We start from the raw sequence: 20182 nt of genomic DNA on the forward strand, positions 1-20182 counted from the left end.
CGCGATGACGATGTACGCCAGCTATCCCAGCCTCGCCGGTCGCACGGTGCTGGTCACCGGCGGTGCCAGCGGCATCGGCGCAGCTTTCGTCGAACACTTCGCCCGGCAGGGTGCGAAAGTGGCCTTCCTCGATGTGGATGTCGCCGCGGCGCAGGCGTTTCTCGACGGCCTCACCGAGGTGGCGCAGCCGCCGCTGTTCATCGCCTGCGATCTCACCGACCTCGCCGCGCTGGACCACGCGATCGCTACCGCGCGTGCCGCGCTCGGCCCGATCTCGGTGCTGATCAACAACGCCGCAAACGACGTGCGGCATGATTTTTCGAGCACCACGGCGGACGAGTTCGAGCGCAACGTGGCGGTGAACCTGCGCCACCAGTACTTCGCCACGCAAGCGGTGCTCGACGACATGAAGTCGCTCGGTGGCGGCTCGGTGATCTGCCTGGGCTCCACCAGCTGGATGATCAAGAACGCCGGCTATCCGCTGTACACCATGGCCAAGGCCGCGATCCACGGCCTGGTCGCCGGGCTGGCGCGCGAGCTGGGCCGGCAGCGGATCCGCATAAATTGTCTGGTGCCCGGCTGGGTGATCACCGAAAAGCAGCGGCGGCTGTGGCTGGACGCCGACGGCGAAGCCGAGCTCGCGCGTGCGCAATGCCTGGCCGGCCACGTGATGGCGGACGACGTGGCGCGCATGGCGCTGTTCCTCGCCGCGGACGACAGCCGGATGATCACCGGCAAGGACTTCATCGTCGATGGTGGCCGGGTGTGAGGGGCGCGGCACTGCACGCGCGCGCCGTGCTGGAAGTGGGCAACCGCCTCGGCGAAGGTGTGCTGTGGTGTCCGCGCGCGCAGGCGCTGTACTGGACCGACATCCACGCCGCCATCCTGTGGCGCCACACACCCGGCGACGGCAGCATGCGACAGTGGCAGCTGCCTGAACGACTGGCTTCGTTCGCGTTGTGCGAGTTGGACGGCTGGCTGTTGCTGGGGCTGGCGTCGCAACTGGCGTTCTTCGAGCTGGACAGCGGGCAGTTGCTGCCGATCGTCGAGGTGGAGCCGGACCTGCCGACCCGGCTCAACGATGGCGTGTGCGATCGCCAGGGCCGCTTCGTGTTCGGCACCCTGCACGAGAATGCGCCGGGCTCGGCGAGACGCCGCATCGGCGGCTTCCATCGATTGAACGCCGACCTCACGCTGGAGCGGTTGCCGATCGAACCGGTGGCGATCAGCAACAGTCTCGCCTTCAGTCCCGACGGCGGCACGATGTACTACTGCGATTCGCCGACGCGATGCATCCAGTCCCGCGACTACCACGCCGACGGCCGGCTCGGCCCGGCGCGCAGCTTCGTCGAGCTGGGCGACATCGACGGCGAGCCGGACGGCTCGACGGTGGACGCCGACGGTGCGCTGTGGAATGCGCAATGGGGCATGTCGCGGGTGGTGCGCTATCGCGCCGATGGCCGGATCGATGGCGTGGTGCAGGTGCCGACGTGCCAGCCCACCCGCGTCGCCTTCGGCGGCGCTGGGCTGGACGTGCTGTACATCACCAGCGCACGCGAAGGTCTGTCTGCACGGCAGCTGCAGCAAGAGCCGCTGGCCGGCGCCTTGTTTGCCGTTGACGCGGGCATTCGCGGCATTCACGAACCACGTTTTGCCGGGGTGCCGAGCGCATCGCGGCTCCGCGTCACCGGGTCGGCGAGCTGACCTGGCTGGCCAGCATCATCCATCATCTCTTGCGGGGAAGCACCATGAACGCCGTCGCTGAAAATCCCATTGCGATACGCCACAAGTCCACCGCGGTGTTCACCTGCGTGCTGGCCGCGCTGGCCGGGTTGATGTTCGGCCTGGACATCGGCGTGATCTCCGGCGCCACCCAGTTCATCCAGCACGAGTTCGGCATCTCCGATCACGTGATCGAGTGGATCGTCAGCGCGATGATGCTGGGTGCGGCCATCGGTGCACTCGGTGCGGGCTGGATGGCCGCCACCCTGGGTCGCAAGCGCTCGCTGATTCTCGGTGGCGTGCTGTTCGTGTTCGGCTCGCTGCTGAGCGGCGCGGCATGGTCGCCGGAGACGCTGATCGCCGCGCGGCTGATTCTCGGCCTGGCAATCGGCATCGCCACCTTCACTGCGCCCCTGTACCTGGCCGAGGTGGCGCCGGAAGACATTCGTGGCGCGATGATCTCGCTGTACCAGCTGATGATCACCATCGGCATCCTGCTCGCGTTCCTGTCCGATACCGCGTTCAGCTACAGCGGCAACTGGCGCTGGATGCTCGGCATCATCGCGCTGCCCGGCATGCTGTTCCTGCTGGGCCTGTTCCTGCTGCCGGACAGCCCGCGCTGGTTGATGATGCGCGGGCGCCGGCAGGAAGCCACCGCCGTGCTGCACAAGCTGCGCGGTGATGCCGGCCATGTCGCGCGCGAGGTGGCCGATATCGAGGAGCAGCTGAAAACGCCGCAACACGGCTGGCAGCTGTTCCTGCAGAACCGCAACTTCCGCCGTTCGGTCGGGCTGGGCGTACTGCTGCAGGTGATGCAGCAGTTCACCGGCATGAATGTGGTGATGTATTACGCGCCGCGCATTTTCCGGGACATGGGCTACGCCACCACGGCGCAGATGTGGTTCACCGCGATCGTCGGCCTGACCAACGTGCTGGCCACCTTCATCGCCATCGGCCTGGTCGACCGCCTTGGCCGCAAGCCGATCCTGTACATCGGTTTCACGGTGATGGCGCTCGGGCTGGGCATAGTCGGCACGATGATGCACCTGGGCATCACCGGTCATGCCGAGCAGATCTTCACGGTGGCGATGCTGCTGTTGTTCATCGTCGGCTTTGCGATGTCGGCCGGCCCGCTGATCTGGACGTTGTGCTCGGAAGTGCAGCCGTTGAAGGGGCGCGACTTCGGCATTGGCTGTTCGACCTTCACCAACTGGATCGCCAACATGATCGTCGGCGCCACCTTCCTGACCCTGCTCAACGGCATCGGCAACGCCGCCACATTCTGGCTGTACGCCGGACTCAACCTGCTGTTCCTGCTGATCACCTTCTGGCTGATCCCGGAAACCCGCAACGTCACCCTGGAACAGATCGAGCGCAACCTGATGGCAGGCAAGCCATTGCGCGATATCGGGCGATAGGGGCCGGCCATGCTCGGCACGACGATGCGAATTGCAGCTGCGCCATGTCGCTCCGGCGACCTCTTTCAACGAGGCCCTGCCGCTGGGCAACGGGCGCATGGGCGTCATGGTTGCTCAACTACGCAACGTACGCAGTCGTTGCGAATCGAAGGAGGTTGACCATGAAGCGATCGCTGATTTTCTGCGGCGTGTTGCTCGCCGCAATCCTGGTGCCTGGGCATGCCGCACAGGCGCCATCTTCGACGGCACCTACTGCTGCCACGCTGTCGCCGGAAGCCGCCGATTTGGCGTGGCAGCAAGCCACGGCGAAATTCGAACCGGCGCGGAACGCCCTGTTGGCCAGGGTGGCCAAGGGCATGAATCACGGACCTTTTCGCCCCGACTGGACGTCGCTGATGCGCTACCGCTCGCCTGCCTGGTACGACAACGCGAAGTTCGGCATCTTCATCCACTGGGGCGTGTACTCGGTGCCTGCGTTCGGCAGCGAGTGGTATTCGCGCCTGATGTATCAGCAGGGAACGAAGGAATTCGCCCATCACGTTGCCACCTACGGCCCGCAGTCGAAGTTCGGCTACAAGGACTTCATTCCGATGTTCAAGGCCGAGCGTTTCGACCCGAACGCCTGGGCGGAGCTGTTCAAGGCGGCCGGCGCGCGTTACGTGGTGCCGGTGGCCGAGCATCACGACGGTTTCGCGATGTACGACTCGCGGCTGTCGGAATGGACGGCTGCCAGGATGGGGCCGCACAAGGACATCATCGGCCTGCTCGCGAAGGCCATCCGCGCGCAGGGCCTGCACTTCGGCGTCTCGTCGCATCGTGCCGAGCACGACTGGTTCTTCGACGGTGGCCGGCATTTCGATTCGGACGTCAACGACCCGCGTTACGCCGGCCTCTACGGTCCGGCCGAGCTGCGCATTCCCGGCAAGGACGACCAGGACCTGGCGGGCGACTGGACCTACGTCTCGCAGGCCTGGCTGGACGACTGGCTGGCACGCACCGCCGAGCTGATCGACGACTACCATCCGGACCTGATCTATTTCGACTGGTGGATCGGCCATCCCACCTTCCGCAACACCCTGCCGAAGATGCTGGCCTACTACTACAACCAGGGCACCAGGCGCGACGGCGTGGTGGTCAACTACAAGCTCGGCGACTTTCCCGAAGGCGCCGGCACGCTCGACATCGAACGCGGGCAGCTGGCCGGAATCCAGGCGCGGCATTGGCAGACCGACACCTCGCTCAGCGACAAGTCATGGGGCTACGTCAAGGGTGACACGTACAAGACGCCGACCACCGTCATCCACCTGCTCGCCGATGTGGTCAGCAAGAACGGCAACCTGATGCTCAACATCGGCCCGCGTTCGGACGGCACCATTCCGGATGCCGAGCGCGCCGTGCTGCTTGCCGTCGGCCATTGGTTGAAACTCAACGGCGCGGCGATCTACGACACCACGCCGTGGCGGGTGTCTGGCGAGGGGCCGACTGCCGTGGTGTCCGGCTCGTTCCAGGACACCAAGACCAGGCCCTACGCCGCCGAGGACTTCCGTTTCACCACGCGTCCTGGCGTGCTTTACGCGATCGAACTGGGCTGGCCCGCCAGAGGTGAGGCGGTGATCCACTCGATCAAGTCGTCCGATCACGTCGGCGCTGTCACGTTGCTGGCCGATGGCAAGGCGATCGAGGCAAGCCAGCAAGCGGACGGCCTGCATGTGCGCCTGCCCGAACGACCGACTGGCGCCGCGGCTTATGTGTTGCGGATCGACGTGCCCGGCCTTCAATCCAACCGCGAGGGCCAGCCATGAAACGATTCCGCTCGCCGGAGGGCTGCGCCTCACCATTGAATCCGCCATTCCCTGATGCTGATTCGTCGTGACTGGCCGCCGGCGCAATCACCGCCATCATCGGGTTCGACGCCCGCCATCTTTTCGGATATCCATCATGTCATTGCATAAATCACGTACGGCCAACCGCAAAGCGAGCGGCTTGTCGCTGCGGGCGAAACTGAGCGCGTTGGGTGCGCTGTTGTTGATAACTTCGATGGCCGCGTTCGCGTAGTCGGCGGTGCTGCCTTGCACTTTGCACAACGTGCGGATCGTTGCCGGCGGCTACGTCGACGGCATCGTTGCGCATGCCAGGCAGCAGGGACCTTTCTGCGCGCGTACCGACGTCGGCGGCACCTGGGTGCAGATCAACGACGCGCAGCACCGGTGGGGCGGCGTGTCGCGCGTGGCCGGCGACCCGCGCAGCTTCGGCACGGTGTACCTGGGGACGAACAGCGGCCGCGGGATCATCTATGGAACATCCACCCACTGACGCCCGGGCGTCATGCCGCAACGCCTGGCTCCTTCGCGCACGTGAAGGAGCGAGGTGCCTACATGGAGCAAACCCGATGCACAAACGCATGCGAGCTGTGCTGCTGATGCTCATGCTGGCCATGGCCAGCATGGCGACGGCGAAACAAGTCAGCCCCACCCCACCGATGGGCTGGAACAGCTGGGACTCGTATGGGTTCACGATCGACGAGGCCGATTTCAAGGCGAACGCCCGCGTTCTCGCCGGATTGCACGGTTACGGCTGGTCATACGTCGTCATTGACGAGGGCTGGTACATGCGCCATCCATTCGCCGACAAGTTGCAGGCCCGCGACTACGCCATCGATGCACACGGTCTGCTGGTTCCCGCGCTCAACCGCTTTCCCTCCGCTGCCGATGGGCAAGGCTTCAAGCCGCTGGCAGATTGGGTGCATGCGCAAGGATTGAAGTTCGGCATCCATATCGTGCGCGGCATTCCCAAACAGGCGGTGGCGGCGAACCTGCCGGTCGCCGGTTCCGCCTTCGATGCAAAAGAGGTCGCCGACACCGCGGACACCTGCCCCTGGGACGACAGCAACTACGGCGTGCGCGACACGCCCGCCGGCCAGGCCTACTACGACGCCATGCTCGCCATGTACGCGCGGTGGGGCGTGGACTTCCTCAAGGTCGATTGCATTGCCGACCACCCTTACAAGATCAGTGAGATCCGTCAGATTGCCACGGCGATCCGCAAGACCGGCCGGCCGATCGTGCTCAGCCTGTCGCCGGGCCCGACACAGTTGTCGCACGCCGCGGAGATTCGCCGGTACGGTCAGATGTGGCGCATTACCAACGATGTCTGGGACGGCTGGTTGTTCGTGCATGACCACCCCACCGATACCTTCCCGTCGGGCATCAGCAACCTCTTCGATCGGCTGCCGCCATGGGCAGGCCAGGCTCGCGCCGGCCACTGGCCGGATGCCGACATGCTGCCGATCGGCACGCTCGCGCCGCATCCCGGCTTCGGCCCGGCGCGCCCTTCGCGCCTGACCATGGACGAGCAGCGCACACTGCTGACCTTGCAAGCGATCGCGCGCTCACCGCTTATCCTCGGTGCCAACCTGACCCAATTGGACGACGCCACGCGCGCGCTGATCGCCAACAAGGACGTGATCGCAGTCAACCAGAGCAGCCGCGACAATCATCCAGTCACCCGCCTGCCGAAAGGATTCGATCACGTGCGCGTCTGGGTGGCGTCGGGCCGGAGCGATGGCCAGCGCTACCTGGCGATCTTCAATCTGGACGACAAGCCTGTTTCGCTGCAGGCGCCATGGGGCGAGCTTGGCCTGGCTTCCGGCAACTACGAAGCCCGCGATCTTTGGAGTGGCCAGCCGCGGAAGGTATCCGCACGCCTGTCTCTCGACTTGCCGGCGCACGGATGCGTGCTCCTGTCCATGAGGCTGGCACGGTGAGGCATCGCCAGGCGTCTGTTCGTGCACGCGGCATATACCGACCATGCGTTGCGCGCTTGATCCGTTCGACACCGAACGCTTGGGGCCGACGCTCGCGGCGGCGCGGTGAAATCGTGCTCCGCCATCACCTCACAGGTGTTCGGGAACGGCAGGTGGGGTCGGCCGCTCAGGTCAATTTCAATCACACGGAAGCAGTCGCCCCATCGTTGGTCAATCGACGGGATGTACCAACGTTAGAGACCCGTGGAAGCCTCAGGCTCAGCCATGCTTCCTGGGAACATACCCAGACGGCGGCGGGGGAGGAGATGGACGACATGCCCTGCCTGTGTCCACTCAAGCCAGGAGTCAAAAAATGAAACGAACGCTTGTTGCCGCTGTTGCAGCCATGCTCCTGTCGGCACCGGCGATCGCGCAGATCGCCCCGGCCCGAGTCACGCTGACCGTCGACCTGGCCAATCCCGGCGCGGTGATCGAACCCGCGGTCGAGGGGCAATTCGCCGAAAATCTCGGCCGTGGCATCTACGACGGCATCTGGGTCGGCCCGCATTCGTCGATTCCCAACCGGAACGGCTATCGAACCGATGTGATGAGTGCGCTGAAGGCGCTCCACGTGCCGGTGATTCGCTGGCCCGGTGGCTGCTTCGCCGACACCTACGACTGGCGCGACGGCGTTGGTCCTGCCGCCAGGCGGCCCAAGGGGATCAACACCAACTGGGGCGGTGTCACCGACGACAACAGCTTCGGTACCAACGAGTTCATGGACTACAGCGAAGATCTGGGCGCGGCAGCCTATGTCTCGCTCAACCTGGGCTCGCTGCCAGCCTACGATGCACGGCAATGGGTGCAGTACATGACCGCCAGCGGCGATTCCGCGCTCGCGCAGGAGCGGCGCGCCAACGGCCGCGACAAGACTTGGGCCAACCTGAAGTATGTCGGCTTCGGCAACGAATTGTGGGGCTGCGGCGGCAGCATGAAAGCCGACTACGCCGCCGACCTGTTCAATCGTTACGCCACGTTTGTCAATCCAGCGCCGGGCGCGCCTGCCTTCGTCAAGGTCGCTTCGGGGCCCAGCGACGCGGACTACGCCTGGACCGACATGATGATGCGAGATGCAGCCAAACAGATGGGTGCCATCAGCCTGCACTATTACACCCTCCCGGGCTCCTCCTGGGAGCACAAAGGGTCGGCGACCGGTTTCAGCGAGGACGAATGGGCCGCGACGCTCGGCAAGGCGCGCTACATGGACACGCTGATCGTCAAGCATTCGGCGATCATGGACAAATACGATCCCGACAAGAAGGTCGCGCTCTACGTCGACGAATGGGGCACCTGGTACGACCAGCAACCCGGTAGCCATCCCGGCTTCCTCTACCAGCAGAACACGCTGCGCGACGCCGAAGTGGCGGCGCTGACGCTGGACATTTTCTTCCGCCATACCAACCGGGTGAAACTCGCGGCGATCGCGCAGATGGTCAATGTGCTGCAGGCCATGGTGCTAACCGAGGGCGACAAGATGTTGCTGACGCCCACCTATCACGTCTTCCACATGTACGTGCCGTTCCAGGGCGCAACGCCTTACCCGGCAACGATCAGCGGCCCCCGGTATGTGGAGGGCAAGTACGACCTGCCGATGGTGGATGCCTCGGCCGCGCGCAGCACCGACGGCAAGCTCTACCTCGCGCTGGTCAATCTCGATCCCGATCGCGCCGCGCAGGTCGTGACCGGAATGACCGGCACGGCGAGCGGCCAGATCCTGACCGGGCCGAAGATGGACACGCACAACACTTTCGCTGCGCCTGACACGATCCACCCCACTGCCTATTCGGGGCGAAGCGAGCGCGGGCGGTTGACTTTCGAACTGCCGCCCAAGTCGGTTGCGGTCGTCGCCATCGATAAGAAATAGCCGTCCGAACCATCTCTCTCTCACCTCGGTGATGCGGCAGCAAACCGCTTGACCGGGTGTCCGGGGACCAGAGGCAGGATCAGAATCCTTATGCACATCTTTGACGAGACAACCGCGCTGGCGAAAGTTGAAAGCCATCGAGGCTCCATTCCACCGCGCGACAGAACGACGTGTCTTCGCTCGATCAGCACCCGCCTGAGGCGCGCTGCACTACTGCTGAGTGCGATGGGGCTGATGCTCGCGTTCGTCACCACGACGCATGCCCAGGCCACCCGTTACGCCGATGCGCCACCGCTGCTGTTGGGCGTGGCGTGGTATCCGGAGCAATGGCCCGAGGCGCAATGGGATCATGACCTGACGTTGATGCAAGCCGCGCATGTGCATCTGGTGCGCATCGGCGAGTTTGCCTGGAGCCGCATGGAGCCACGCGAGGGCGTCTACGACTTTGGCTGGATGGATCGCGCGATTGCCGCCGCCGCACGTCACCATATCGTGGTGGTGCTGGGCACGCCCACCGCGGCACCGCCCGCGTGGCTGACGCAGAAGTATCCCGATACCTTGCGTGTCAGTGAGGATGGTGTACGCGACGAGCACGGCAACCGCCAGCAGTTCTCCTTCGCCAGCACGCGCTACCGTCGGTTCGCCCACGACATCGCCGAGCGGATGGCGAAGCGCTTTGGTCATAACCCAGACGTGGTCGGCTGGCAGCTGGACAACGAATACGCGGCGGACTCGTTCGATCCCGACGCCAAGGCCCAGTTCCATGCGTGGCTGCAGCACCGGTATGGCAGCATCGAGGCGCTGAACCGCCGCTGGGCCACCGCGTACTGGAGCCAGACCTACGACAATTTCGAGCAGATTCCGGTACGCGCGGACCACGAGAATCCTGCCTTGCTGCTGGACTGGAAGCGCTTCGTTAGCGACACCTGGCGCAGCTACTCGGTCAACCAGATCGACGCGATACGCCCGCATGCCGATCCGCGCCAGTTCATCACCACCAACACCATGGGCTGGTTCGATGGCTTCGATGCGTACATCGTGCATCAGGTGCTCGACATCGCGGCGTGGGACGACTACGTGAATGCCGGCGAGGATTACGACTGGGTCGACAATGCCGCGCGTCACGATCTTGCCCGCGGCTACAAGCAGCGCAATTTCTGGGTCATGGAAACCCAGCCCGGTTTCGTCAACTGGCACGAAACGAACGTGGCACTGCGCAAGGGTGTCGTGCGCGACATGGCCTGGCAGGCCGTCGGTCATGGCGCCGATGCCGTCGAATACTGGCAGTGGCGCGCCGCACCGAATGGCCAGGAGGAATACCACGGCACGTTGCTCGGCGCCGATGGCACGCCGGTGCCGGCGTACCGCGAAATTCAGCAGGTGGGCGCGGAGTTCGCGAAAGCCGGTGCGGTGCTGGCCGGCACCACGCCGCACGCCGAGGTCGCGGTCATCAATGATTTCGACAGCCGCTGGGCGATCAATTTCCAGCGCCATGCGACCAACTTTGATCCGGTGGTCGAGCTGAAGGCGTTTTATCGTCCGCTGCGCGCGCAGGCACAGGTGGTGGACGTGATCTCCGCCCATGCCCCACTGGACGGCTACAAGCTGGTGATCGCGCCCGCGCTCAACGTGCTGACCAACGCGGAAGCGGCGCAGTTGAAAGCCTACGTGGAGCAAGGCGGCGATCTCGTGCTGGGCCCGCGCAGCGGCATGAAGAACGCCGACGACGGCCTGCAGCCACAAGGTCAGCCCGGCCCGCTGGCGAGTGTGCTGGGTGGGCGCGTGGCGCAGTTCTATGCGCTGGACAAGGCGGTGCCCGTCGTTGGCGAAGTGGGGCAGGGCAGCGCGACGATCTGGGCCGAACAGCTGCAGGTTCAGTCGCCGCAGACCCGAGTGGTCCTGCGTTACGGCAAATCCGACGGCTGGCTGGACGATCAGCCGGCGGTACTGACCCGCCAACTGAGCAAGGGCAGCATCACCTACGTCGGTGCGTGGCTGGGCGATGGCCTGCTCGATCGCCTCACCGCGTCATGGCTGCAGCAGGCCGACGTCCACCCGCCGCTGCCGGGTGCTCCTCAGGATGTGGAAGTCTGTGTGCGCGGCGATGCCCGACATCAGGTGGTGATCCTGATCAACCATGCTGCCGCAGCGCGCCGAGTGAGTCTGCCATCGTCCATGTGGCCCGTGCTCGCCAAAGGGACTGCCAGCAACGAGGTGTCGCTGGAGCCGTATGGCATCGCGGTGCTGGACAGTCGCGATGCCGCCGCGAATCGCTGAAGATCGTCGAGGCGGCACCTCGGAGAGACCCTGGTCTCTCCATCCGGATTCCGGTCGCCTTGAAGCCGAGTTCGATGGCGTGCGCGCGTGGCTTGACTTGATCGCCTGGACCGATTGCTCCCCTGATGCTGATTCATCGGCTGCAGCGTGACTCAAACCTGCCACCTGGGCTGCGATTGCGGCTTGGCTTCAGCGCTGATCAGGAAACAGGAACAGCCTACGTACTCAGTTACTCGCAAAGATTGCCTTCACGGACAAGATCATGGATCAAAACCCTGACAGCCTGAGCCGCCCTTCCGCCGTCTCTCCCGCCTGCCGCATGTACCGCCTGATCCTTTTCTTCCTGGGGGCCCTCGTCTTCGCCTTCGCCGCGTCCCAGCCCCTTGCGGCGGAACCGATGCGTCTTGCCCACAATCCCTTGATCCGGGCCGATGTGCCGGACATGTCCATGATTCGCGTTGGCGACACCTACTACATGAGCAGCACGACGATGCACATGAGTCCGGGAGTGCCGATCATGAAATCGAAGGACCTGGTGAATTGGCGTCTGGTCGGCTACGCCTGCGACCGGCTGGTCGACAACGATGCCATGAATCTGGATAACGGACAAAACGCCTACGGCAAGGGATCCTGGGCCAGCAGCCTGCGTTTCCACAACGGCGTGTTCTATGCCTCGACGTTCTCCGCCACCACGGGACGCACCCACATCTACGCCACGCGCGATCCGGCGCGCGGCCCGTGGAAAGCGACGAGTTTCAAGCCCCCGCTGGGTGACCACAGCCTGTTTTTCGCCGACGACGGTCGCGTCTACATGGTTCACGGGAGCGGTCGCATCATGCTCACCGAGCTGCAACCCGATCTCTCCGGAATCAAGCCCGGTGGCGTGAACAAGGTCATCGTCGAAAACGTCAACGCCGTCTTCGGCACCGACCAGGGCGGGCTCAAGGGCGAGGGCTCGCAGCTTTTCAAGATCAACGGCCGCTACTACCTCTTCAACATCGCCTCGCCCGGAAGCCGCTGGGCCCGCACCGTCATCATCAGCCGCGCCGACGCAATCGACGGTCCCTACGAGAGTCGCGTCGCGCTCGATGATCGCGGCATCGCCCAGGGCGGTCTCATCGACACCCCGGAAGGCAAATGGTATGCCTATCTTTTCAAGGACAACGGCGCCGTCGGTCGCATCCCCTACCTCGTGCCCGTGACTTGGATGGACGGCTGGCCCGTTCTCGGCAAAAACGACAAGGTGCCCATGACGCTCGACATCCCCGCCGGCGGACAAGGCGTCTCCGGCGTCTCCGGCATCGTCGCCTCCGACGAATTCGACCGCCGGCCCGGCGACCCCGACCTGCCCCTCGCCTGGCAATGGAATCACAATCCCGAGCCTCGTTACTGGTCGCTCGCCGCGCGCCCGGGCTACCTGAGCCTCGTTACCAGCCGGGTCGTTTCCACTCTGCCCGAGGCACCGAATACCCTCACTCAGCGCACCTTTGGCCCTCGCAGTTCCGCCACCACCAGCATCGACGTGAGTGGCCTGAAAGACGGCGACTATGCCGGCATCGCCGTCTTTCAGAGGCGCTATGGTTTTGTTGGCGTAAAGATGAGCGGCGGCACCAGATCGCTCGTCATGGTGAGCGCCGACTCCGATCATCCCGAGGAAGTCGCCTCCGTTCCCCTCTCCGGCAAAACCGTTCACCTCAAGGTCGAATGCGAATTTCAGCCCGCGCCTGAAATCGCGCGCTTCTCCTACAGCCTCGACGGCAGATCCTGGACCCCCATCGGTCGTCCCTCGCACCTTGCGTACACCGTGCCGCACTTCATGGGTTATCGCTTCGCCCTCTTCTTTTATTCGACCAAGACCGCCGGCGGCCGTGTGGACTTTGACTATTTCCGGATCGGGCAAGGCGGCGACTTCCGCTGACCTATGCCCTTGATCCGGGCGTGCTGCGGAGTCTGCATCGCGAGCGTTCGCGCGCAGTGACTTCGTGGTGGACATCCGTTGGGCATCAGGCAAGCTGGTCGAGCCACCGTGCGTTCAGTGCGCGGTGGCCCCTGTGTGGTGCACTACGGCAACCACGTGGTGACCTTGCAAACCAGCGCGGGGAGGCCCTGCCGGTTGGGATCGGAGCTCCAGGTCATCGGTGCCGTCACCAGATGAAGTTCGTAAGATGAAAACTCTTGTCGCTGATATGAGATGCATGACCATGCCTACTGTATTCATTCGCCGTGACTTCCTCTTTCTGACGGGACTGGCTTTCGCACTCGCTGCCGGCCCGGTGTTCGCGGCCGACGCGGTACCCACGGTGCGCACTGACACCGGCACCTTGTCGGGCAGCCACGACAGCGGAACAGGCCTCGACGAGTTCAAGGGCATTCCGTATGCCGCGCCCCCGCTCGGCGCATGGCGCTGGAAGCCACCGCAGCCGATGAGCGCCTGGACCGGCGTGCGCAAGGCCGACCGTTTCGGTCCGCGTTGCATGCAGCGCCCCTTGTTTGGCGACATGGTGTTCCGTTCCGCCGGGATGAGCGAGGATTGCCTGTACCTCAATGTGTGGGCGCCCACACGCAGCCCTGGCCGGAAGCTGCCGGTGCTGGTGTATTTCTACGGCGGTGGCTTTGTGGCGGGCGATGGTTCGGAGCCGCGCTACGACGGTGCCAGCCTGGCCCGGCGCGGCATCGTCACGGTGACGGTGAACTATCGGCTGGACGTGCTCGGCTTCCTCGCGCTGCCGGCGCTGGCCGACGAGTCGCCGCAGCATGCCAGCGGCAACTACGGCCTGCTCGACCAGAATGCCGCGCTGCGCTGGGTTCGACGCAACATCGCTGCCTTTGGCGGCGACCCGGCACGAGTCACCATCGGTGGCGAGTCGGCGGGTTCGATGTCGGTGTCGGCGCAGATGGCTTCGCCACTCTCGCAAGGCCTGATGCAACGGGCGATTGGTGAGAGCGGGTCGGTGCTCGGCAATCTGAAGCCACCGCCGCTGGTGCTGACCGAGCAACAAGGCGAGGCATTTGAAAAACATGTCGGCGCGCATTCGCTGGCGGATTTGCGCGCGATGGATGCGAGCGCCTTGCTCAGGGCCTGCGACGACAAGAATGTGGCCGAGTTCGCGCCCACGGTTGACGGCTACTTCCTGCCGCGTTCGCCCGAGGCCATTTACCGCGCAGGCGAGCAGGCGCATATCCCGCTGCTGGTGGGCTCCAATTCGCAGGAAGGCTATTACGCGAATTTGTTTCACGACACGACACCTGACCCGGCCAACTATCGCGCCGTCGTGCAACAGCAGTTCGGTGCGCACGCCGCTGAGGCATTGAAGCTCTATCCCGGCAACACCGAGGCCGAAGTCGAGGCATCCGGCACGGCACTGGCCGGCGACCAGTTCATCGCGTTTTCGACCGGTCGCTGGATGCGCCTGCACCGCCAGACCGGCCAGGCACCGGTGTACTACTACTACTTCACCCAGGCTCGCCCGGCCAGGCGCGATGGCAGCGCCGGCCCGGACCCCGGTGCGGTGCACAGCGGCGAGATCGAGTATGCGCTGGGCAACCTGTCCGGCAACCCGGTCTACGCGTGGACGACTGACGACCGCCAGGTCTCGGCCACGATGGAAGGCTACTGGGCCAACTTCATCAAGACCGCCGACCCCAACGGCCCGGGCCTGCCTCACTGGCCGGCTGCCGCGGACAAGGATGGCGGCCTGCTGCGCCAGGTGATCGGCGTGACCACGCATACCCGTGTCGACCACGACGCGGCGCGCCACGAATTCCTGCAGCGAATGCATCCCGATGCCCATCTTTGATGAGACAAACAGGACGGAGGAGAGTGGCGGCCATCGAAGCTGGGTCCCGGGGCGCGTCACCATGCCGAGACACGCCATGGCGGGTTTTGCTCGCAGATCGGATGCGACGACTCAGGTGCTTCCATGAAATCGCGCAGCACGCCGTTGTACTGGCGGGCGATCAGCTGCGACAGGGCATTGGCCTGGTCGGCATCGACGGGCGATGGTTGCGGCTGGCCCTCGTCCGTGTTCCAGACCCGCGGCATCCATTGCGAAGGCATGAGCTGCGTGGGCCGATCGCCAGCGCGGCAAAGCAGCCTTCCATTCATGGCGAAAATGCAGCCGCCCGGGAATTTTCGGAATGCGTCCGGAGCTGATCAGTTCCAGCTCATGTGCGGCCATAGACATCGTCGTAGCGCACGATGTCGTCTTCGCCCAGGTAGCTGCCCGATTGCACCTCGATCAGTTCCAGCACCACCTTGCCCGGATTGCGCAGGCGATGCTTGCTGCCCAGCGGAATGTACGTGCTCTGGTTCTCGCCGAGCAGGAACACCTTGTCGTCGCAGGTGACTTCGGCGGTACCGGACACCACGATCCAGTGCTCCGCGCGATGGTGGTGCTTCTGCAGGCTCAGGCTGGCGCCGGGCTTGACCACGATCCGCTTGACCTGGAAGCGCTCGCCTTCTTCCAGTGAATCGTAATTGCCCCAGGGGCGATGCACCACGCGGTGCAGCGAGTGTTCGCTGCGGCCGGCGGCCTTCAGTTGCTCGACGATCTTCTTCACGTCCTGCGCGGCGTCGCGATGTGCCACCAGGGTGGCATCCGGCGTGGTCACCACGATCAGGTCGTCGACGCCGACGGTGGCCAGCAGATGCCGTTCGTGCGAGCGCAGCAGCGAGTTGCGCGTATCCACGGCGAGGGTGTCGCCTTCGCGCAGGTTGCCGTCGGCGTCCTTGTCGCCGGTAAGCCACAGCGCCGACCACGAGCCGATGTCGCTCCACGCACAGCTGACCGGGATCACCGCGGCGCGCCGGGTCTTCTCCATCACGGCGTAGTCGATCGAGTCGTCGGGCACCCTGGCGAACGCGTCGCGATCGATGCGCACGAAGTCCAGATCGACCGTGGCCGCGGCATGGGCCTCGCGCACGGCGGTCAGCATCGTGGGTGCGTGTGCGGCCAGTTCCTCCAGGTAACGCGACGCCTTGAACAGGAACATGCCGGAGTTCCAGTCGTAGCCACCATCGGCGAGATAGGACCTGGCCGTGGGCAGATCGGGTTTCTCGACGAACTGTGCAACGCGGAACCCCTGGCCGTCGATCGCTTCGGCGCGGCGGATGTAACCGAAACCGGTCTCCGGGCGGTCGGGGCGAATGCCGAACGTCACCAGCCAATCCTGTGCGGCCAGCGGCAGCGCCCGTTGCACGGCCTCGACGAAGGCCGCCGTGTCGCCGATCAGGTGGTCGGCTGGCAGCACCAGCAGCACCGCCTCCGGATCACGCTGCAACGCCTGCAGCGCACCCAGCGCAATCGCCGGCGCGGTGTTGCGGGCCAGCGGTTCCAGCACGATGCTGGCGTGTGCGACGCCCGCTTCCTGCAGCTGGTCCGCCGCAAGGAAACGGTGATCCTCGCTGGCCACCACGATCGGCGCCGCGACGTCGGGCAACTGAAGCGTGCGCGCAATGGTCTGCTGGAACAGCGTGCCCTTGCCGGCCAGTGCGAGGAATTGCTTGGGCAGGTTCTTGCGCGAGACCGGCCAGAGCCGGGTGCCACTGCCGCCGCTGAGGATGAGGGGGATCAACATGGTGGCGGGCTCTCGTTCAATGCACGGATGAGGCAAGTTGGCGTATTACATCATGCAGACCCTGCTTCCAGTCGGGCAGCGCAAAGCTGAAATGCCGCTGGAAACCGCCATTGTCCAGCAGCGACCAGGCCGGACGCGCCGCCGGGGTGGGGAATTGGCTGCTGTCGATCGCGAGCACGCGGGGGACACGATCGAGCAGGCCAAAGCGCAAGGCATCGTCGAAGATCGCGCTGGCGAAGCCGTGCCAGGTCGTCGCGCCGCTGGCGACCAGGTGATGGGTGCCGATCAGTGCGCGGCGCTGCAGCTGGTCGGAGCCCAGCCATTGGTCGAGCGCGGCAAGCGTGCCTTGCACGATCAAGGCGGTGTCGGTGGGCGCGCCGTGCTGGTCAGCCACCACGCGCAGCTCGTCGCGCTCGGCGCCCAGGCGCAGCATGGTGCGCAGAAAGTTGTGGCCGTGCGGCGCATAGACCCAGGCGGTACGGAACGTCAGGTGATCGGCGCCGCTGTCGCGCAGTGCCTGTTCGCCGGCAAGCTTGCTGCGGCCATAGGCTCCGAGCGGGCCAGTGGGCGCGTCGACCGCATACGGTTGCGCCTGGTTGCCGTCGAACACGTAATCGGTGGAGTAGTGGATCACCAGCGCACCGTGCGCCGCGGCCCAATGGCCGAGCACGCCGACGGCCTCGCCGTTGACGCGGGTGGCCAGCGCTTCCTCCTGTTCGGCACGATCGACCGCGGTGTAGGCGGCGGCATTGACGATCACATCGGGCTGAAGTCGATCGAGCAGGATGGGCAGCGATTCGGGGATCGACAGATCGGCGCTCTCGCCATGGCCACCATGGGTCAGTGCGCCGTCCCGACTGGCGGCGAGCAACTCGCCGCGTGCCGCCAGGCCGCCGTGCTCCAGGAAGCTGCAGCCAAGCTGGCCATTGGCCCCCAGCAGCAGGATCCTCACGCTGCGTAAACCGGCAAGCGCTCGGCCGGCACATCCGCCAGCAGCGGCGTCTTGCCGTCCTTGTCCGACAGCAGCGGCGCGCTGATCGGCCAGTCGATGCCCAGCGCGGCATCGTTCCAGCGGATGCCGGCGTCGGCCTTGGGGTCGTACAGCGCGGTGCACTGGTAGCTGAAGGTGGCGAATTCGGAGACCACGCAGAAGCCGTGCGCGAAACCCTCCGGCACCCAGAAGTGCCGATGATTGTCGGCGGTCAGCATCACGCCGACGGACTGCCCGAAGCTGGGCGAACCACGGCGGATGTCCACCGCCACATCGTAGACCTCGCCTTCGAGCACGCTGACCAGCTTGCCCTGCGGGTTCGGCCACTGGTAATGCAGGCCGCGCAGCACGCCACGCGCCGAACGTGACACGTTCGATTGCACGAAGCGATGGTCGACCCCGGCCTCGCGATATTTCGCCTCGTTGTAGCTTTCGTAAAAGAAGCCGCGACTGTCGCCGAACACCTGCGGTTCGAGGATCAGCGTGCCGGGCAAGGTCGTTTCGAGCACCTTCATCGGGCGTGTCCTTCGCGTACCAGGCTCTGCAGGTATTGGCCGTAGCCCGTCTTGGCCAAGGGCGCGGCCAGACTCAACAGTTGCTCGTCGTCGATCCAGCCCTGGAGGTGGGCGATCTCCTCCGGACAGCACACCTTCAGGCCTTGCCGGTTCTCGATCGTCTCGATGTAGTTGCCCGCTTCCATCAGCGACTCGTGGGTGCCGGTGTCGAGCCAGGCGAAGCCGCGGCCGAGCTGTTCCAGGTGCAGCGAGTTGTCGTCGAGGTAGCAGCGGTTGAGATCGGTGATCTCCAGCTCGCCGCGCGGCGAGGGTTGCAGCGCGGCGGCGTAATCGCAGACGCGCGCGTCGTAGAAATACAGGCCGGTGACGGCGTAGTGGGACTTCGGCGCGGCGGGCTTTTCCTCCAGCCCGATCACCTTGCCGGCCGGGTCGAACTCGGCCACGCCATAGCGCTCGGGATCCTTCACCCAGTAGCCGAACACGGTGGCGCCGTGTTCGCGCGCGGCAGCACGCCGGAGTCGCTCGGTGAAGCCGTGGCCGTAGAAGATGTTGTCGCCCAGCACCAGGCAGCTCGGCTTGCCGTCGACGAAATCGCGCCCGATGGTGAAGGCCTGCGCCAGGCCATCCGGCGACGGCTGCACCGCGTAGCGGATGTCCAGGCCCCATTGCGAACCGTCGCCCAGCAGGCGCTGGAACATCGCCTGCTCGTGCGGCGTGTTGATGATCAGGATCTCGCGGATGCCGGCCAGCATCAGCGTGGCCAGCGGGTAGTAGATCATCGGCTTGTCGTACACCGGCAACAGCTGCTTGCTGATCGCGCGGGTGATCGGATGCAACCGGGTGCCGGAACCGCCGGCCAGGATGATGCCTTTCTGTGTCGTGTTCATGATCGAGTCCTTGGATGATTTCGGCTTTATGAGCCGAGGCGCTCCATGCGATAGCTGCCGTCGAGTACGCGCTGGCTCCACGCCTGGTTGGCGAGATACCAGTCGACCGTCTGTGCGATGCCGGTCTCGAAGGTGTGGGTCGGCTGCCAGCCCAGTTCGTTCTGCAGCTTGCGGGAATCGATCGCGTAGCGCCGATCGTGGCCGGGACGATCCTTGACATAGGTGATCAGCGATTCGCGCGCGCGCCCGTCCGCCAGCGGCTGACGGGCGTCGAGCAGCGCGCAGATCGCCCTCACCACGGTGATGTTCTCGCGCTCGGCATTGCCGCCCACGTTGTAGGTTTCGCCGACGCGGCCGGCGTCCAGCACGCGGCGGATCGCGCTGCAGTGGTCGCCCACGAACAGCCAGTCGCGGATATTCAGTCCGTCGCCGTAGACCGGCAACGGCTCACCGGCCAGCGCCTTCTGGATCACCAGCGGAATGAGTTTTTCCGGGAACTGGTACGGACCGTAATTGTTCGAGCAATTGGTGGTCAGCACCGGCAGCCCGTAGGTGTGGTGGAACGCCCGCACCAGATGGTCGGAGGCGGCCTTCGACGCGGAGTAGGGCGAGTTTGGCGCGTACGGCGTGGTCTCGGTGAACTGGCCTTCGGCGCCCAGCGAGCCGTAGACCTCGTCGGTCGACACGTGCAGGAAGCGGAAGCCGTCGCGCGCGGCGCCGTCCAGGCCGCGCCAATAGTCGCGGGCGCCTTCGAGCAGCGCCAGCGTGCCGACCACGTTGGTCTGCACGAACTCGGCCGGGCCGTCGATGGAGCGGTCCACGTGGGATTCGGCGGCGAAATTGACGATCGCGTCGGGCCGGTGTTCAGCCAGCAAACGCGCCACCAGGGCGCGGTCGCCGATGTCGCCATGCACGAACACATGCCGCTCGTTGCCGTTCAGTGAGGCCAGGGTGTCAGGGTTGCCGGCGTAGGTGAGCTTGTCCAGGTTCACCACGCGCAGACCGTCGCTCACGGCCTGCAGGACAAAATTGGCGCCAATGAAACCGGCTCCGCCGGTGACCAGAAGCAAGGGGACATGATCGGATGGGCTGTTCATCGGGCCTTCTTTGGTGTCATATGGGCATACAT

16 protein-coding genes are annotated in these 20182 nt (G+C 65.1%); 10 read left to right on the forward strand and 6 right to left on the reverse strand.

All coding sequences use genetic code 11. The features are described from left to right. The first annotated feature begins 4 nt into the window (after nt 1-4). The 10 genes from ACQGNJ_RS06000 to ACQGNJ_RS06045 all read left to right on the forward strand — a co-directional run bounded on the left by ACQGNJ_RS06000 (nt 5) and on the right by ACQGNJ_RS06045 (nt 14880). The gene (locus ACQGNJ_RS06000) at nt 5-769 is read left to right on the forward strand and encodes an SDR family NAD(P)-dependent oxidoreductase (protein ID WP_426688328.1); all 765 of its coding nucleotides are present in this window, start codon (nt 5-7) and stop codon (nt 767-769) included. Beyond that, the gene (locus ACQGNJ_RS06005; protein ID WP_426688329.1) at nt 766-1704 is read left to right on the forward strand and encodes an SMP-30/gluconolactonase/LRE family protein; all 939 of its coding nucleotides are present in this window, start codon (nt 766-768) and stop codon (nt 1702-1704) included. Before ACQGNJ_RS06000 ends, ACQGNJ_RS06005 begins: the two co-directional genes overlap by 4 nt. A gap of 44 nt (nt 1705-1748) precedes the next feature. Beyond that, a complete protein-coding gene (locus ACQGNJ_RS06010) occupies nt 1749-3140 on the forward strand; it encodes a sugar porter family MFS transporter (RefSeq protein ID WP_426688330.1) in 1392 nt (463 codons plus the stop codon). A 161-nt stretch (nt 3141-3301) separates the two neighbouring features. After that, nucleotides 3302-4942: an alpha-L-fucosidase gene (locus ACQGNJ_RS06015; protein WP_426688331.1), complete on the forward strand. Its 1641-nt coding sequence runs from the start codon at nt 3302-3304 to the stop codon at nt 4940-4942. 259 nt (nt 4943-5201) lie between these two features. Beyond that, nucleotides 5202-5453, forward strand: coding sequence for a hypothetical protein (locus ACQGNJ_RS06020; protein WP_426688332.1), 252 nt, complete (start codon nt 5202-5204; stop codon nt 5451-5453). Between the two features lie 76 nt (nt 5454-5529). Then, a complete protein-coding gene (locus ACQGNJ_RS06025) occupies nt 5530-6903 on the forward strand; it encodes a glycoside hydrolase family 27 protein (protein ID WP_426688333.1) in 1374 nt (457 codons plus the stop codon). Between the two features lie 352 nt (nt 6904-7255). Then, nucleotides 7256-8806, forward strand: coding sequence for an alpha-N-arabinofuranosidase (locus tag ACQGNJ_RS06030; protein WP_426688396.1), 1551 nt, complete (start codon nt 7256-7258; stop codon nt 8804-8806). A 225-nt stretch (nt 8807-9031) separates the two neighbouring features. Beyond that, complete coding sequence (locus ACQGNJ_RS06035) at nt 9032-11083, forward strand: beta-galactosidase (protein ID WP_426688334.1); 2052 nt, start codon at nt 9032-9034, stop codon at nt 11081-11083. A 262-nt stretch (nt 11084-11345) separates the two neighbouring features. Continuing rightward, entirely contained in the window at nt 11346-13001 is a 1656-nt protein-coding gene (locus ACQGNJ_RS06040) for a glycoside hydrolase family 43 protein (RefSeq protein WP_426688335.1), read from the forward strand. Between the two features lie 277 nt (nt 13002-13278). Continuing rightward, complete coding sequence (locus tag ACQGNJ_RS06045; protein WP_426688336.1) at nt 13279-14880, forward strand: carboxylesterase/lipase family protein; 1602 nt, start codon at nt 13279-13281, stop codon at nt 14878-14880. A 56-nt stretch (nt 14881-14936) separates the two neighbouring features. Here the strand turns inward: ACQGNJ_RS06045 and ACQGNJ_RS06050 are convergent, their stop codons facing one another. The 6 genes from ACQGNJ_RS06050 to rfbB all read right to left on the reverse strand — a co-directional run bounded on the left by ACQGNJ_RS06050 (nt 14937) and on the right by rfbB (nt 20150). Then, nucleotides 14937-15140, reverse strand: coding sequence for a YecA/YgfB family protein (locus ACQGNJ_RS06050; RefSeq protein WP_426688337.1), 204 nt, complete (start codon nt 15138-15140; stop codon nt 14937-14939). 107 nt (nt 15141-15247) lie between these two features. Continuing rightward, a complete protein-coding gene (locus ACQGNJ_RS06055; RefSeq protein WP_426688338.1) occupies nt 15248-16660 on the reverse strand; it encodes a mannose-1-phosphate guanylyltransferase/mannose-6-phosphate isomerase in 1413 nt (470 codons plus the stop codon). Nucleotides 16661-16676: 16 nt separating this feature from the next. Beyond that, nucleotides 16677-17612: a dTDP-4-dehydrorhamnose reductase gene (gene rfbD / locus ACQGNJ_RS06060; RefSeq protein ID WP_426688339.1), complete on the reverse strand. Its 936-nt coding sequence runs from the start codon at nt 17610-17612 to the stop codon at nt 16677-16679. Further along, nucleotides 17609-18166 (reverse strand): dTDP-4-dehydrorhamnose 3,5-epimerase, encoded by a 558-nt coding sequence (gene rfbC / locus ACQGNJ_RS06065; RefSeq protein WP_426688340.1) that lies wholly within the window; start codon nt 18164-18166, stop codon nt 17609-17611. The genes rfbD and rfbC overlap by 4 nt, the downstream gene beginning before the upstream one ends. Then, a complete protein-coding gene (gene rfbA, locus ACQGNJ_RS06070) occupies nt 18163-19053 on the reverse strand; it encodes a glucose-1-phosphate thymidylyltransferase RfbA (RefSeq protein ID WP_426688341.1) in 891 nt (296 codons plus the stop codon). The genes rfbC and rfbA overlap by 4 nt, the downstream gene beginning before the upstream one ends. A 26-nt stretch (nt 19054-19079) precedes the next feature. Next, nucleotides 19080-20150, reverse strand: coding sequence for a dTDP-glucose 4,6-dehydratase (rfbB, locus tag ACQGNJ_RS06075; protein ID WP_426688342.1), 1071 nt, complete (start codon nt 20148-20150; stop codon nt 19080-19082). Nucleotides 20151-20182 lie beyond the last annotated feature (32 nt).

The sequence above is a fragment of the Rhodanobacter ginsengiterrae genome (assembly GCF_050026815.1).
Lineage (GTDB): Bacteria > Pseudomonadota > Gammaproteobacteria > Xanthomonadales > Rhodanobacteraceae > Rhodanobacter > Rhodanobacter ginsengiterrae.

Bases quoted from the DNA above. Each gene is read 5' to 3' on its own strand.
- ACQGNJ_RS06000 (WP_426688328.1), top strand. From the start codon at position 5: ATGACGATGTACGCCAGCTATCCCAGCCTCGCCGGTCGCACGGTGCTG.
- ACQGNJ_RS06010 (WP_426688330.1), top strand. From the start codon at position 1,749: ATGAACGCCGTCGCTGAAAATCCCATTGCGATACGCCACAAGTCCACC.
- ACQGNJ_RS06015 (WP_426688331.1), top strand. From the start codon at position 3,302: ATGAAGCGATCGCTGATTTTCTGCGGCGTGTTGCTCGCCGCAATCCTG.
- ACQGNJ_RS06025 (WP_426688333.1), top strand. From the start codon at position 5,530: ATGCACAAACGCATGCGAGCTGTGCTGCTGATGCTCATGCTGGCCATG.
- ACQGNJ_RS06030 (WP_426688396.1), top strand. From the start codon at position 7,256: ATGAAACGAACGCTTGTTGCCGCTGTTGCAGCCATGCTCCTGTCGGCA.
- ACQGNJ_RS06035 (WP_426688334.1), top strand. From the start codon at position 9,032: ATGGGGCTGATGCTCGCGTTCGTCACCACGACGCATGCCCAGGCCACC.
- ACQGNJ_RS06040 (WP_426688335.1), top strand. From the start codon at position 11,346: ATGGATCAAAACCCTGACAGCCTGAGCCGCCCTTCCGCCGTCTCTCCC.
- ACQGNJ_RS06045 (WP_426688336.1), top strand. From the start codon at position 13,279: ATGACCATGCCTACTGTATTCATTCGCCGTGACTTCCTCTTTCTGACG.
- ACQGNJ_RS06050 (WP_426688337.1), bottom strand. From the start codon at position 15,140: ATGCCTTCGCAATGGATGCCGCGGGTCTGGAACACGGACGAGGGCCAG.
- ACQGNJ_RS06055 (WP_426688338.1), bottom strand. From the start codon at position 16,660: ATGTTGATCCCCCTCATCCTCAGCGGCGGCAGTGGCACCCGGCTCTGG.
- rfbC (WP_426688340.1), bottom strand. From the start codon at position 18,166: ATGAAGGTGCTCGAAACGACCTTGCCCGGCACGCTGATCCTCGAACCG.
- rfbA (WP_426688341.1), bottom strand. From the start codon at position 19,053: ATGAACACGACACAGAAAGGCATCATCCTGGCCGGCGGTTCCGGCACC.
- rfbB (WP_426688342.1), bottom strand. From the start codon at position 20,150: ATGAACAGCCCATCCGATCATGTCCCCTTGCTTCTGGTCACCGGCGGA.